Genomic DNA, 13,416 nt, shown 5'->3' with positions numbered 1-13,416 from the left:
ACGTCCCTCCTCAGCGATCCTGCTGATAGCCTTGATTGGTCGTGTTCTGCTTGATGTTGCCCTGCTGTCCTTGCTGGTCCGGATTCTGCGCACGCTGCTGGCCGTGCGGTGTCTGATCAGCGGACATCGGCTTGCTGTCGCCAGTTCCCTTGCGGCTTTGATTGTCCGGCGGGACAGGTGGCATCTTGCTGGTCATGATCTCGTCTCCCGTTAAGACATCGATCTGCGACATCGAGAGTTGTGGAACCCGTCGCATCGATGTGCCAGTGACAACAGGACGGACGGCACACCGTTCCTGATCGATCAGGCCTCGCGAATATTTTCCGAAGAGACGTCGATCTCAGCTCGCCGCGGTGAGGGAACGATCAATGCCGGCTTCACTGCGCCCAATCGCCTGTGTTCCATGGCCCTCGGCTGCGACGGGAAGCTTTGCGATCGCGCGCAGGCCGGGCCGCCTGCGCCAATGGACCTCGGCGGGATCGACGGCCAGACCAAGCTTCGGCCACCGCACGAACAGCGCTTCCAGCGCGCAGGCCGCCTCGATGCGCGCGAGCTGATGGCCGAGGCAAAAATGAATTCCCGTTCCGAACGTCATGTGGCGGTTCGGCTTGCGTTCGAGATCGAGTCTCTCCGGGTGATCATGCATCGCCGGATCCATGTTCGCCGCCGCGAGCATCACCATGACGCGATCGCCCTTCTTCAGGCGCACGCCTTCGACCTCGACATCCCGCCGCACATAGCGCGGCTTGGAGAATTGCACCGGTGAGACGAAGCGCAGGAACTCCTCGACGGCGAGGCCGACGCGGCTCCAGTCCTTCTCGAGCCAATCGCGCACGCCCGGATTCCTGAGCAGCTCGTAAGCCGAGCCGCTGATGAGATGCGTGGTCGTCTCCGAGCCGGCCGCGAGCAGCAGAAACACCATCGAGACCATCTCGTCCGGCGTGATCTGCCCGCCCTCGCGCTCGACCTGGACCAGCTCTGCGATCAGCCCCTCACCGCCCCGTTCACGCGCGAGCTGCAACTGCCTTTCGAGATAGGCGCGCATCTTGCGGAACGCGAACAGCAGGCGGAAGAAGCTGACCACATTGGTCAGCGACGACATCGAGTTGGCCCAGGCGATGAATCGCGGACGGTCGGCCAGCGGCAGGCCCAAAAGCTCGGAGATCACCGCCAGCGGCAGGATGCGGGCGTAGCTCTGGACGAGGTCTGCCGGGCTTCCGTTCGCGAACAGCTCGTCGGCAAGGCCGTCGGCGATCGCGCGGATGCGCGGCTCCATCGCGACGATGGCGCGCCGACGAAAGGCCTCGTCCACGATGCTGCGCAGCCTGGTATGGTCAGGCTCGTCCATCGTCAGCATGTTGTTGGCGATGGTCCTGACGTATCTCGGCATCCACCAGCGCAGGCCGGCGACGTCGCCATCCTCCTTGCGTAGCGTGAAGGTCGCGCCGTCCTTCAGGACCTGTGCGGTGGCGTCATGGGTCGTCGTGATCCAGACATCGCCGATGAGCGGAAATCGCGTCGCGACCACGGGGCCTGACATGCGTAGCGTCGCGATCGCCTTGGGCGGATCGCGAAAGAAGGCCTCGCTGGTGAAATCGAGGCGCACTGTCATGGCATCACCGGGATGGTTGGCGGCGTCTCAACCAGATGGTGGGCGGCGCCGCCGGCGCAAGAGGAGCGAGCGCTTCGACAGGGGCGCCTATCCACGCCCCGGAGAGCGCTGGCCGGACTTGCGCTGCTGCTGCGTGTAAGCGTCCCAATGGCCCCAGCTGCCATTGCTGAGGCTTTGCAGGTCGGTCGCGAGCGGTCGGCGCGTGCGCTTATCGTGATCGGCGATGACGCGTTCGGACTGCGCGATCTTGCGCTTGAGTTCCGCGATGGTCTTCTGCGTCTGCCCGGTCCGCTTCGATGAAGCGATCTCGCCCATCGTGAAGCGCGCAGTCTCCAGCGCCTTCAACTCGGCGCGGTTCTTCTTCAACTGGACCCGGTGCCAGGCGATGTTGCTGTCGCTGTCCGCAACCATGTGGGAACTCCGCTGATTCGCTCCCACAGTGTATCAAGCGCCGAATCGGCGCCGCAACGGGCGGCGGGCGGCGAAAATGCGGTCTTATTGCGGACTTAGCGCTCGGCAAAGGCCTTTTCGACCACGAACTGGGCCGGCTCGCCATGATTGCCCTCGACGAAGCCGCGCTCGCCCAGCAGCACGCGGGTGTCCGCGACCAGGGCCGGGCTGCCGCAGATCATGACACGGTCGTGGGCGGCTTCCAGCGTCGGCAGACCGATGTCGGCGAACAGCTTGCCTGAGGTGATGAGGTCGGTGATGCGGCCGCGGTTGCGGAAGGGATCGCGCGTCACGGTCGGGGAATAGATCAGCTGGTTCTGGATGTACGCGCCGAGCAGTTCGTCCTTCGGCAGATGCTCGGTGATCATCTCGCCATAGGCGAGCTCCTTCACTTGGCGGCAGCCGTGCAGCAGCACGACCTTCTCGAAGCGCTCGTAGGTCTCGGGGTCCTTGATCACGCTCAGGAAGGGCGCAAGACCCGTGCCGGTGCCGATCAGGTAAAGGTTGCGGCCCTCTTCCAGATTGTCGATCACCAGCGTGCCGGTGGCCTTGCGGCTGACGATGATCTCGTCGCCTTCCTTCAGATGCTGGAGGCGCGAGGTCAGCGGGCCGTTAGGCACCTTGATCGAGAAGAACTCCAGCGTGTCCTCATAATTGGCGCTGGCGACGCTGTAGGCCCGCAGCAGCGGCTTCTCGCCGACCTTGAGCCCGATCATGGTGAACTCGCCGTTGCGGAAACGGAAGGTCGGGCTGCGGGTGGTCTTGAAGGAGAACAGCGTGTCGGTCCAATGGTGGACACTCAAAACGCTTTCCTGATTGAAATTGCTCATCACACCTTCCCTGTCGCTTCCAATGCGGTTCCGAGGCGGGCAGCTATGCGTCGTTTGTACACGATCATTCGTATACTAATGAATAATCCGGCTTGATCCCGCGGTCAAGGCTGCCCAAGATCGGAAGCGTTGCAGCTATGAATAAGGAGCCCTCTCCATGGCGCATGACGCACCCCAGGCCACCGGACCCTCGAAGCTGGTGATCCGGAATATCGGCCTGATCCTGTCCGGCGCCCTGGAAAAGCCGATCCTGGATGGCGACACCATCGTCGCCGAGAACGGCAAGATCACCGCCATCGGCCGCTACAAGGATCTCAACACGGAAGGTGCCACCACCATCGTCGAGGCCAACGGCACCACGGTCGCGCCGGGCCTGATCGACAGCCATGTCCACCCTGTCGCGGGCGACTGGACACCGCGCCAGAACCAGATCGGCTGGATCGACAGCAATCTGCATGGTGGCGTCACGACCATGATTTCCGCCGGCGAGGTTCACATGCCCGGCCGCCCTCGCGACGTCGTCGGGCTGAAAGCCATGGCGATCTTCGCCCAGCGCGCGTTCTGGAATCTGCGCCCCGGCGGCGTGAAGGTTCACGCCGGCGCGCCGGTGATCGAATGCGAGATGGTCGAGGAGGATTTCAAGGAGCTGGCGGCAGCCGGCGTCAAGCTACTCGGCGAAGTCGGCCTTGGCGGCGTCAAGGACGGCCCGACCGCGCGGAAGATGGTCGGGTGGGCGCGCAAATACGGCATCCAGAGCACCATCCACACCGGCGGCCCCTCGATCCCCGGCTCCGGCCTGATCGACAAGGACGTGGTGCTGGAGGCCGACACCGACGTGGTCGGGCACATCAATGGCGGCCACACCGCCCTCCCCGACGACCAGATCCGCTGCATCTGCGAGGGCTGCAAGCGGGGGCTCGAGATCGTTCACAACGGCAATGAGCGCTCGGCGCTGTACACGCTGCGGATCGCACGCGAGATAGGCGACCTGCATCGCGTCATCCTCGGCACCGACGCGCCCGCCGGGTCCGGCGTGCAGCCGCTCGGCATCCTGCGCATGGTCTCGATGCTGTCCTCGCTCGGCGAACTGCCGGCCGAGATCGCCTTCTGCCTTGCCACCGGCAACACCGCCCGGATGCGCCAGCTCGATTGCGGCCTGATCGAGGTCGGCCGTTCCGCCGACTTCGTCATCATGGACAAGGCGCAGCACTCGCCGGGCAAGAACATCCTGGAGAGCGTCCAGCTCGGCGACCTCCCCGGCATCGGCATGACCATCATCGACGGCATCGTGCGCACCCAGCGCAGCCGCAACACGCCGCCGGCAGGCAAGGTGCCGGAGGTGGTCGCGAAGTGAGGCAGCCGGAGCGCGCGGCGCTCCGCACGCCCCGAAGACGTTGAACGAATCTCCCGCTTGCTGCGTCAAATGCGGACAGCCCTTGCGAGGGCTGCCTTTTTCGAAGCTCCGAGGAGATCATGAAGAGTTCGTCGCGAATTGCCGTCGGCGCTGCCGGTGCGGTGGCGGGTTATATCGCGATCTTCTTGGTGTTCTCCCTTCTCGAGTTGGGCAACCGCGCCGACCCGATCACATCGGGCCTGCTGGCGCTGTTCGTTTACTGTCCCATGGGCGCGATCGGCGGCGCGGTGCTTGCCAGCAAGCTGGCGTTGCGCGCAGGCAAGGACCCAAGCCATGAAAGCGTCGCGCGCAACAGCCTGAAGTCCCTGGGCGTCGTCGCCTTGCTCTGCGTTGCCGGTATCGGTATCTACATTGCCTATGCTTATGCGACCGCGACGCCCTGGCTCAACCGTAACGGCGCCAATCCCCTGCTCATGTTCGAGGTCCGTTTTCCGGCAGGGGTAACGGTCCCGACATCAGCGCAGGGCATTACCATCGAATTGCAAACCGACCTCAACACCATGCCGGGCGAAGTGAACCCAGCCGCGTTCTATCGCGACGGCGACCAGCCCGTCATCGCAGGCGAAGTCGAACTTGCCTTCCGAACGTCGCACCGACAACTCGCCGTGGACATTCAGGGCCAGCCGAGCCGGATCTATCCGATCGATTTGACGGCCCGTGCGCCGCATACGCCGGAATTCGGCACATGGCGGCGTCTCAATGACGGCAGCGAAATCCGCTACCGCGCCAAATGGCCGGGCAAGACCTGATCTTCAGTCTTCGCTACCGCAGCTTGTTCAATAGCGTCATAAGCATCTCGCGCTCTTTCGCGTCGAGCGGCGCCAGCGTCTCCCGTGTGACCGCGAGCGCGTTCGGCGCCAGCTTCTCGGCAAGCTGCTGACCGGCGCGCGTCAGGCTGACCAGCAAGCGCCGTCCGTCCTCGGGATCCTGGCTGGTTTCGGTCAGGCCGCGCGCAGTCAGGCGGTCGATCACGCCCTTGATGGTCGCGACGTCCATCGCCGTGAGACGGCCGAGCTGGTTCTGCGAGCACGCTCCGGTCTCGGCGAGCTTCGACAGCGCCGCCCATTGTGTCGGCGTGAGGTTCGTGCCGATGTCGCGGGAGAAGATCGAGCTGTGGCGCTGCCAGACCTGCCGCAGGATGAAGCCAACCTGTTCGTCGAGAACGTAAGGCGGTTTTGCCGGTTTGACGCTCTTCTTGGCCGTAACGCTTCTCGCCATCCGTTCGCAGCCCCTTCCCCTTGCCTCACAACGACAGATGCGCGTCGCGGATATCCGGACGCGCGTCGAGCTCGGCCATGGTGCCGCCGAAGCAGATCCGGCCGCGCTCGATGATATAGGCGCGATCGGAGATCAGCCGCGCGAAATGCAGATTCTGCTCGGAAACGACGATGCTGACGCCTTCCTTCTTCATGGTCAGGATGGCGTCGACCATCTGCTCCACGATCTTGGGCGACAATCCTTCCGAAGGCTCGTCCAGCAGCACCAGCGACGGATTGCCCATCAGCGTGCGCGCGATGGTCAGCATCTGCTGCTCGCCGCCGCTCATGCGCCCACCCGGACGGTTCTTCATCTCACCCAGGTTTGGAAACAACGTGAACAGCTTCTCGCGCGTCCAATGCGGCGCGTTGGGACGTTTGGGCTGACGGCCGACTTCGAGATTTTCCTCGACGGTCAAATCCGTGAAGATGCGCCGCTCCTCCGGCACATAGCCGAGACCGTCGCGGACGATCTCGTGTGTCGGCTTCGACGAGACGTCCTTGCCCTCGAACATGATGCGGCCGGTGCGCTGGGCGACGAGGCCGACGATCGAGCGGAACGTCGTCGACTTGCCGGCGCCGTTGCGTCCGAGCAGCGCCACCACCTCGCCCTCGCCCACCTCGAAGCCGATGTCGAACAGGATATGCGCCGGACCGTAGTGGCTGTTGAGGTCTTGCACCGTCAGCTTCACATCGATGCTCCCTCGCGGTGGCGGGCATCGTAGACGAGGCCTTCGCCGAGATAGACTGCCTGCACCTGCGGATTGCCACGGACCTCGGCCGGCGAGCCCTCGGCGATCAGCGCGCCGCGATTGAGCACGATGATACGGTCGGCATGCTCGAACACCACGTCCATGTCGTGCTCGGTAAAGAGCACGCCGAGCGATTTTTCGCGCGCGATGCTCGCGGTCAGCCGCATCAGGTCGACGCGCTCGCGCGGCGCCATGCCCGCGGTCGGCTCGTCCATCAGCAGCAGCTTGGGCTGGTTGGCGAGCGCGACCGCAAGCTCGAGCCGCTTGAGATCGCCATAGGCGAGCTCGCCGCAGGGACGGTCGGCGTAGCCACTCATGCCGACCAGTTCGAGCAGACGGCCGGCCTCGCCACGGTCGAACTTGGGCGCCGAGCCGAACGGATTGAACAGCTGCCTCCCGTACGAGATCAGCGCGACCTGCACGTTCTCGCGCACGGTCATGGTCGAGAACGTAGCGGTGATCTGAAACGTGCGCCCGACGCCAAGCCGCCAGACCTCGCGCGGTTTCCTGCCAGTGATTTCTTCGCCGAGCAGGCGAACATGGCCGGAGTCCGGCTTGTTCTGGCCATTGAGCATGTCGAAGCAGGTGCTCTTGCCGGCGCCGTTCGGGCCGATCAGCGCCAGGATCTCGCCGGCGCGCAGCGAGAACGAGACGCCGCGCACGGCATGGATGCCGCCATAGGATTTGGTCAGGCCTTCGACCGCGAGAAGTGGAGGTGCAACGCTCATTCGGCAGACTCGATCGGCTTGGCGAGCAAGGGAGATCCCGGCGGCGATGACGGCTTCCTGCGGCGCTGCACCAGCATCTCCAGCGTGCCGACGATGCCCTTGGGGAAGACGACGACGATCAGCATGATGAAACCGCCGAGCACGAGCTTCGACAGATCGGTCTGGCTGACCAGCCAGATGTTCAAGGCCTTGTAGACGATGGCGCCGATCACTGCGCCCGAGACCGTCTCGACGCCGCCGAGCAGCACCATGACCAGCGCGTCGACCGAGAGGGATATGCCGAGATTGTCGGGGAAGACGCTGCCCTTGAGATAAGCGAACAGTGCCCCGCCGATGCCGGCGGTCGTGCCCGCGATCACGAAGGCGGTCCACTGGATGCGCTTGGCATCGATGCCGATGGCCTCGCTGCGCAGCAGCGAGTCGCGCGTGGCCCGGAGCGCATAGCCGAACGGCGAGAACACCATGGCCCGCAGCGCGATGGTCACTAGCGCAGCGACCCCGAGCGACAGCCAGTAGAAATGCGACGGGCTCGCCGCCCAGCTCGACGGCCAGAGGCCGAGAATGCCGTTGTCGCCGCCGGTGACGTCCACCCACTGGAATGCGATCGACCACACGATCTGCGCGAACGCCAGCGTCAGCATCGCGAAATAGACGCCAGAGAGCTGCACCGCGAAGAAGCCGAACACAGCCGCGCCCAGACAGCCGAGCAGCGGACCGAGCAAGAGGCACACGATCATCGGCAGCCCCGCCATCTTGGCGAGGAAGGCGATACCGTAGGCGCCGAGCCCGAAATAGGCGGCGTGACCGAACGAGGCGAGCCCGCCGACCGACATCAGGAAATGCAGGCTGACCGCGAAGATCACGAAGATCGCGATCTCCGAGCCGACGGTCAGCAGATAATTGCCGGCGAACAGCGGCAGCGTCGCCGCGACGACGAGCGCCGCAAGCGCCGCCATGCGCTCGTTCGACGTCAGCGGCCGCCAGGGATTGACCGTGAGGCCCGGCGTCTTGCGCGCTGGCGCCTCCGGCTTGCCGAACAGGCCCCAGGGACGGACGATCAGCACCACGGCCATCACCAGGAAGACCAGGATGATGGAGATCTTCGGGAAGATCAGGATGCCGAAGGCATTGAGCTCGGAGACCAGCACGGCGGCGACAAACGCGCCGACGATGCTGCCGAGGCCGCCGATCACGACCACGACGAAAACTTCGACGATGATGCGCAGGTCCATGGCGTGATGCACGGCATCACGCGGGATCTGGAGCGCACCGCCGAGGGCGGCAAGAAAGACGCCGACGGCGAACACTGATGTGAAGAGCCACTTTTGATTGACGCCGAGCGCAGCCACCATGTCGCGGTCCTGCGTCGCCGCGCGCACCAGCACGCCCCAGCGCGTGCGCTGGAACAGCAGCCAGAGAATGCCGAGCACGACCGGACCAAGCACGATCAGGAACAGGTCATAGCTCGGGATATTCTGGCCGAAGAAGTCGATCGCGCCCCTGAAGCCTGGCGCTCGGCGGCCGACGAGATCGTCTGGTCCCCAGATCAGCACGACGAGGTCCTCGACCATCAAGGTGAGACCGAAGGTTGCGAGCAGCTGGAATAATTCGGGTGCATGATAGATGCGTCGCAGCAGCACCATCTCGACGACGACGCCGATCAGCGCCACCACCAACGCGGCCACCACGATCCCGCCCCAGAAGCCGAACGCGCCCGAAAGCCGCTCGGTCAGCGTGAAGGCGATATAGGCGCCGACCATGTAGAAGGCGCCATGCGCGAAATTCACGATCCGCGTCACGCCGAAGATGATCGACAGGCCCGACGCCACCAGAAACAGCGACGCTGCGCTGGCGAGACCGGTCAGAAACTGTACGACATAAAAGGCCATCGGCGGTCCGGGTTGGGTGAAGTCGTAGGGTGGGTTAGCCCTGCAGATGCGCTGAGCGCATCTGCTCGGCGTAACCCACCATCTTTTCTCGTGTGGTACCGAAGGGGTGGGTTACGCCTTCGGCTAACCCACCCTACGGCAGCGAAGATCAGTCCTTCGGGCGCAGCTTGGCGACTTCGGCGTCGCTGGGCAGATAGTCGGCGCCCTTCTTGTAGCTGGAGTCCACCATTACGCCCTTGCCGTCCTTCAGCGCGGTCTTGCCGACATAGGCACCGAGCGTCGACTGGTGATCGATCTTGCGGAAGGTGATCTCGCCGAAAGGCGACGGCATCGACAGGCCCTCGGCCGCTGCGATCAGCTTCTCCGGATCGGTCGAGCCGGCCTTGGTCAGGATCGCGGCCGCCGACTTGATGGTCTGGTAGCCGACGATCGAGCCCAGGCGCGGGTAGTCGTTGAACTTGGCCTGATACGCCTTCAGGAACGCGTCATGCTCGGGCGTCTTGATCGAGTACCAGGGATAGCCGGTGACGATCCAACCCTCGGGCGTCTCGTCCTTGAGCGGATCGAGATACTCGGGCTCGCCGGTCAGGAACGAAACCACCTCGCGTCCCTTAAACAGGCCGCGGGTATTGCCCTCGCGCACGAGCTTGACGAGGTCGGCGCCGAAGGTGACGTTGAGGATCGCTTCCGGATTGGCGGCGGCAACCGCCTGCACCACCGGACCCGCGTCGATCTTGCCCTGCGGCGGCCATTGCTCGTCGACCCACTGGATATCAGGACGCTTCTCCGACATCAGCTTCTTGAACACCGCGACCGCCGACTGGCCGTATTCGTAGTTCGGCGCGATCGTTGCCCAGCGCTTTGCGGGCAGCTTGCTGGCGGCTTCCACCAGCATCGCCGCCTGCATGTAGTTGGAGGGGCGCAGGCGGAAGGTGTATTTGTTGCCCTTGGACCAGGTGATCGCGTCCGTCAGCGGCTCGGCCGCCAGGAAGAACACCTTCTTCTGGTTGGCGAAGTCGCTGACGGCGAGGCCGATATTCGACAGGAACGTGCCCGCGAGCATCGCCACGCCTTCGCTCGAGACGAGCTCGTTGGCCGCGGTCTGCGCATCCGCCGGCTTGCCGCCGTCGTCCTTGGAGATGACGACGAGCTTCTTGCCGTTGATGCCGCCAGCCGCGTTGACCTCCTCGACGGCGAGTTGCCAGCCCTTACGGTAAGGCTCGGTGAAGGCCGGCAGCAGCGAATAGCTGTTGATCTCGCCGATCTTGATGTCCTGCGCCAGGGCCGAATGAGCCATGCCGCCCGCCAGAAGCGCGAAGGCCGCGCCGACGAAAATATTTCCTGCTCGCATCCCAACCTCCAGTTTTGAACGCCTAATGTCTTTCGCGCACGACCGGGGAGAACCTGTGCCCGGCTCTCCGGATCGTGTCATCTCAAACCGTCTTCACCCTTGATCTCCGCAACCGTGAGCCCGCCGACTCGCGGCAATGGACGGCCACTGTCGGTGACGGCGACCGCGACCATGATCTCGTTGGCACGCGGCGCGTCGTTGATCTGTACCTCCATGCCGTCGAAATGGCTGCGGACGAAAGCTGCGTCCTTGTGACCCAGCGGGATGTCGAGCGTCGTACCTGGACCGCTGCGCTTCTTCGACGACGGGATCAACGCCGCCCCCTTGCTCAGGACCTTGCGCACCGGCGCTCCCATCTTCGGGTGCAGGATCGCCGCAGCATGTTCCAATTCGCCGTTTTCGCCGACGGCCGCGGCCTTGCCGTAGCTCTGCGCCTTGGCACCGTCGATGCCAAGCGCGGTCACCGCGCGCTTCGACAACAGCTCGCCGAGCTCCTCGCCGATGGCGATCAACGGCGAAAGGTCTTCGACATATTTTCCAGCGAAGGGATTCTCGATCACGGCGATCGCCGCGGCGCGCCGGGTCGGTGGCGAGACCTGGCGGCCCATCTCCATCTGCGTCTCTTCGACGACGGTGACGATCTTGCGGATGATCGCGTTCATGTTTCGCTTCCCCGTTCAGGCATCGACCGCGTTCTCCAGCACAAGTAGGCGCGTTCGTTGCTCTTCTATATCCTTAGGTCCGATGACGAGCATATCACCACAAAGCTGCAACACGGCACCTTCGATCAATCCGCGATCGAACACTTGCCGTGCACATTCCGCGCCATATTCCAGCGCTGCTGCGATCTCGTCGTGCGACAACGCGCCGACATCGCGGGTGACGAGGCGCGTGCCGAGATCGCTGTCGGACTGAATCTCGTTGGCAGGCGCGCGGATGATGGCCTTGTGCCCCGGCAGATCCACGGCATTGGCGATGATCGTGGCCGCCGCATCGGCTTGCGACGCCGTCGCCGCCAGCACAGTCACCGCGTCGGCAATGCCGAGCGAAAAGCTGCGGCCGTGACGTCCGCTGGTCGCAACACCCCCCACGGGATCACCGGAATCCACCCGCATCGTCCGCATCACGCCGAAGCGATCCGGCCGGTCCATCAGACCGACCGAGAAATGCTCACCGTTGCCAAGATGAAGCGCGATGTCGCCGCCATTATTGACATAGGCCCGATCGAGCGTCGCGGCGTCGAGCATCGCGCCAAGGATCTCCTCGGCGACGCTGCCGGCAACTGCAGCCATCGGCGTGATGAAGCAATCGCCTCCATAAGGCGCGACCGCGGCGTGCATCCGCCGCGCCACAATGCCCTTCAGCAACGACCGCTGCCCGGCGGCCGCCCGCAGCTCCGGCAATTCCGCGCAGAGCTCGTCGAGCAACCCGGTGAACCGCCGCGCCGCGGCCTCATAGGCCGCACGCACTTCGCCTGCTGCTCCCCTCGCCTCCACGACCAGATCGATCGGACCATCCTGCAAATGCAGCCGCCGGCCATCAGACAGCAATGCGATTTGCGGGAGCCTGGTCATGCCCGCGGTCCCGGAATGGGGTTCTGCCAGGGCAGCTGGCGGATGTCGTCTCCGGCCTGCACCTCGGCGAGCGGCTTCACGTAATCCATGTGCCCGCCAAGCGCTGCATAATCCGTCAGTTTCATCGTGAACTCGATGGGCGCGACCAGCGCCGGCGTCGGAACATAGCCGAACGCGCCGGCCGGCATCTGCGTCACATCGACCATGTAGGTGATGCCGCCGCCCGGCCAGACATAGACTGGGGCGCCGCCGCTGGTGACGCGCGTCAGCGCGTCCTTCACCGAACGCGTCAGCCGCACCGGATTGTCGGTGACGCCTGCGCGCAAGGAGCCGCCGGCGCCGGCCATGAACAGCACCGTGCACAGCGCCGGCTCGCAATTCTCCTGGATGCGGTCGACCGAGGATTTCAGGTCGGCAGGCATCTCGGTTTCGACCGGCTTCAAGGCCTCGTCGAGCACGTAATAAGACGAATGCTCGCCGGTGGTTGAGACCATCAGCATGGTCAAACCCGGCTTTGCCTCCTTGGCATCGAACGGCCCGAGGATGGCGAGCGGATCGGAGATGTTGGTGCCGCCCCATCCCGTGCCGGGGTCGGCGACCTGGAAATAACGGCCTGGGGTCGAACGCCGGCCCTTCATCTTGATGCCGGTATCGGCGATGTCGAGCAGCTTGCCGGCCTGATGCTCACTGAGCACGCCGGTGATGTGGTCGTCGACCACGACGACCTCGTCGACCTTGCCGTGCCATTGCTTGGCGAACATGCCGATCGTCGCCGAGCCGCAGCCGACCCGCATGCGCTCTTCCTTCACGCCGTTGACGATCGGCGGCTGGCCGGCCTGCACCACTACGCTCGCGCCGCCGTCGATGGTCAGCTCCACGGCCTTGCAATTGGCGAGATCCATCAGCGTGTCACAGGTGACGCGGCCCTCCTTCTTGGAGCCGCCAGTGAGATGATGCACGCCGCCGAGCGACAGCATCTGCGAGCCGTATTCGCTGGTCGTGACGTGGCCAACCGCCTCACCCTGCGCGCGGACGGTCGCAGTCTCCGGACCGAGATAGCGGTCGGTGTCGATCTTCACCTTGATGCCGCAATAGGAGAAGATGCCTTCGGTGACGACGGTCACCATGTCGACGCCGTCGACCTCAGCGGAGACGATGAACGGCGCCGGCTTGTAGTCGGGATAGGTCGTGCCCGCGCCGATCGCGGTCACGAAGGTCGAAGGCTCGTGGACGATCTTGCCGTCCCAGTCTTCGGTGCGGTTGAACGGGACGAGCTTGCCGCCATGCGAGACGGTGCGCTCCAGGATCACGTGCGGATCGACGCGAACGAGCTTGCCGTCGTGGTTGGCATAGCGGTCGCAGGCGCCCGCCGCGCCCGGCTTGATGTAGCACATCACCGGACAGGCATCGCAGCGGATCTTGTCGATGACAGCGCTCGTTGTTTCCATCACCATGTCAGAGCCAGCGGACACCGCGGTTATCATTCGTATACGAACGATGTTGCGCGCGGTCCCCGATGCTGTCAAGCGGCGGTGCGGCGCAAAACATCCGGCTGCCGCA

The 13,416-nt window shown here is 64.5% G+C and carries 14 protein-coding genes; 2 read left to right on the top strand and 12 right to left on the bottom strand.

Annotated features, from left to right (window positions below; translation table 11 throughout):
* Positions 1-10: 10 nt before the first annotated feature.
* From BCCGELA001_RS15990 to BCCGELA001_RS15975, 4 genes are all read right to left on the bottom strand, one after another.
* Entirely contained in the window at positions 11-196 is a 186-nt protein-coding gene (locus tag BCCGELA001_RS15990; protein WP_060737678.1) for a hypothetical protein, read from the bottom strand.
* A 144-nt stretch (positions 197-340) separates the two neighbouring features.
* The gene (locus BCCGELA001_RS15985; RefSeq protein WP_060735763.1) at positions 341-1,612 is read right to left on the bottom strand and encodes a cytochrome P450; all 1,272 of its coding nucleotides are present in this window, start codon (positions 1,610-1,612) and stop codon (positions 341-343) included.
* 87 nt (positions 1,613-1,699) lie between these two features.
* Positions 1,700-2,023 carry a hypothetical protein gene (locus tag BCCGELA001_RS15980; protein ID WP_060735762.1) on the bottom strand — a complete coding sequence of 108 codons (324 nt, stop codon included), beginning with the start codon at positions 2,021-2,023 and terminating at the stop codon, positions 1,700-1,702.
* A gap of 95 nt (positions 2,024-2,118) precedes the next feature.
* Positions 2,119-2,892, bottom strand: a complete 774-nt coding sequence (locus tag BCCGELA001_RS15975; RefSeq protein ID WP_008552631.1) for a ferredoxin--NADP reductase — start codon at positions 2,890-2,892, stop codon at positions 2,119-2,121.
* A 157-nt stretch (positions 2,893-3,049) separates the two neighbouring features.
* Here BCCGELA001_RS15975 and BCCGELA001_RS15970 point away from each other — a divergent pair, with 157 nt between their 5' ends.
* Both BCCGELA001_RS15970 and BCCGELA001_RS15965 read left to right on the top strand, forming a co-directional pair.
* Positions 3,050-4,246, top strand: a complete 1,197-nt coding sequence (locus BCCGELA001_RS15970; protein ID WP_060735761.1) for an amidohydrolase family protein — start codon at positions 3,050-3,052, stop codon at positions 4,244-4,246.
* A 119-nt stretch (positions 4,247-4,365) separates the two neighbouring features.
* Positions 4,366-5,055 carry a hypothetical protein gene (locus BCCGELA001_RS15965; RefSeq protein WP_008552637.1) on the top strand — a complete coding sequence of 230 codons (690 nt, stop codon included), beginning with the start codon at positions 4,366-4,368 and terminating at the stop codon, positions 5,053-5,055.
* Positions 5,056-5,068: 13 nt separating this feature from the next.
* Here the strand turns inward: BCCGELA001_RS15965 and BCCGELA001_RS15960 are convergent, their stop codons facing one another.
* From BCCGELA001_RS15960 to BCCGELA001_RS15925, 8 genes are all read right to left on the bottom strand, one after another.
* Complete coding sequence (locus tag BCCGELA001_RS15960; protein WP_008552638.1) at positions 5,069-5,524, bottom strand: MarR family winged helix-turn-helix transcriptional regulator; 456 nt, start codon at positions 5,522-5,524, stop codon at positions 5,069-5,071.
* A gap of 25 nt (positions 5,525-5,549) precedes the next feature.
* The gene (locus tag BCCGELA001_RS15955) at positions 5,550-6,254 is read right to left on the bottom strand and encodes an ABC transporter ATP-binding protein (RefSeq protein ID WP_008552639.1); all 705 of its coding nucleotides are present in this window, start codon (positions 6,252-6,254) and stop codon (positions 5,550-5,552) included.
* Positions 6,251-7,042, bottom strand: coding sequence for an ABC transporter ATP-binding protein (locus BCCGELA001_RS15950; protein WP_008552641.1), 792 nt, complete (start codon positions 7,040-7,042; stop codon positions 6,251-6,253). The genes BCCGELA001_RS15955 and BCCGELA001_RS15950 overlap by 4 nt, the downstream gene beginning before the upstream one ends.
* On the bottom strand, positions 7,039-8,931 hold the full coding sequence (locus BCCGELA001_RS15945) for an ABC transporter permease (RefSeq protein WP_060735760.1): 1,893 nt from the start codon (positions 8,929-8,931) through the stop codon (positions 7,039-7,041). Before BCCGELA001_RS15945 ends, BCCGELA001_RS15950 begins: the two co-directional genes overlap by 4 nt.
* A gap of 148 nt (positions 8,932-9,079) precedes the next feature.
* A complete protein-coding gene (locus BCCGELA001_RS15940) occupies positions 9,080-10,282 on the bottom strand; it encodes an ABC transporter substrate-binding protein (protein ID WP_008552646.1) in 1,203 nt (400 codons plus the stop codon).
* 77 nt (positions 10,283-10,359) lie between these two features.
* Positions 10,360-10,944, bottom strand: coding sequence for an amino acid synthesis family protein (locus tag BCCGELA001_RS15935; protein WP_008552647.1), 585 nt, complete (start codon positions 10,942-10,944; stop codon positions 10,360-10,362).
* A gap of 15 nt (positions 10,945-10,959) precedes the next feature.
* Positions 10,960-11,856 carry a UPF0280 family protein gene (locus BCCGELA001_RS15930; protein ID WP_008552649.1) on the bottom strand — a complete coding sequence of 299 codons (897 nt, stop codon included), beginning with the start codon at positions 11,854-11,856 and terminating at the stop codon, positions 10,960-10,962.
* Positions 11,853-13,310: a hypothetical protein gene (locus BCCGELA001_RS15925; RefSeq protein ID WP_008552650.1), complete on the bottom strand. Its 1,458-nt coding sequence runs from the start codon at positions 13,308-13,310 to the stop codon at positions 11,853-11,855. Before BCCGELA001_RS15925 ends, BCCGELA001_RS15930 begins: the two co-directional genes overlap by 4 nt.
* Positions 13,311-13,416 lie beyond the last annotated feature (106 nt).

The sequence above is a fragment of the Bradyrhizobium sp. CCGE-LA001 genome (assembly GCF_000296215.2).
Lineage (GTDB): Bacteria > Pseudomonadota > Alphaproteobacteria > Rhizobiales > Xanthobacteraceae > Bradyrhizobium.
The sequence above is the reverse complement of the archived record's forward strand: the minus strand, read 5'-3'. Positions and strand labels throughout refer to the sequence as shown.

Bases quoted from the DNA above. Each gene is read 5' to 3' on its own strand.
- BCCGELA001_RS15980 (WP_060735762.1), bottom strand. From the start codon at position 2,023: ATGGTTGCGGACAGCGACAGCAACATCGCCTGGCACCGGGTCCAGTTG.
- BCCGELA001_RS15990 (WP_060737678.1), bottom strand. From the start codon at position 196: ATGACCAGCAAGATGCCACCTGTCCCGCCGGACAATCAAAGCCGCAAG.
- BCCGELA001_RS15930 (WP_008552649.1), bottom strand. From the start codon at position 11,856: ATGACCAGGCTCCCGCAAATCGCATTGCTGTCTGATGGCCGGCGGCTG.
- BCCGELA001_RS15925 (WP_008552650.1), bottom strand. From the start codon at position 13,310: ATGGTGATGGAAACAACGAGCGCTGTCATCGACAAGATCCGCTGCGAT.
- BCCGELA001_RS15970 (WP_060735761.1), top strand. From the start codon at position 3,050: ATGGCGCATGACGCACCCCAGGCCACCGGACCCTCGAAGCTGGTGATC.
- BCCGELA001_RS15940 (WP_008552646.1), bottom strand. From the start codon at position 10,282: ATGCGAGCAGGAAATATTTTCGTCGGCGCGGCCTTCGCGCTTCTGGCG.
- BCCGELA001_RS15945 (WP_060735760.1), bottom strand. From the start codon at position 8,931: ATGGCCTTTTATGTCGTACAGTTTCTGACCGGTCTCGCCAGCGCAGCG.
- BCCGELA001_RS15985 (WP_060735763.1), bottom strand. From the start codon at position 1,612: ATGACAGTGCGCCTCGATTTCACCAGCGAGGCCTTCTTTCGCGATCCG.
- BCCGELA001_RS15935 (WP_008552647.1), bottom strand. From the start codon at position 10,944: ATGAACGCGATCATCCGCAAGATCGTCACCGTCGTCGAAGAGACGCAG.
- BCCGELA001_RS15960 (WP_008552638.1), bottom strand. From the start codon at position 5,524: ATGGCGAGAAGCGTTACGGCCAAGAAGAGCGTCAAACCGGCAAAACCG.
- BCCGELA001_RS15950 (WP_008552641.1), bottom strand. From the start codon at position 7,042: ATGAGCGTTGCACCTCCACTTCTCGCGGTCGAAGGCCTGACCAAATCC.
- BCCGELA001_RS15975 (WP_008552631.1), bottom strand. From the start codon at position 2,892: ATGAGCAATTTCAATCAGGAAAGCGTTTTGAGTGTCCACCATTGGACC.
- BCCGELA001_RS15965 (WP_008552637.1), top strand. From the start codon at position 4,366: ATGAAGAGTTCGTCGCGAATTGCCGTCGGCGCTGCCGGTGCGGTGGCG.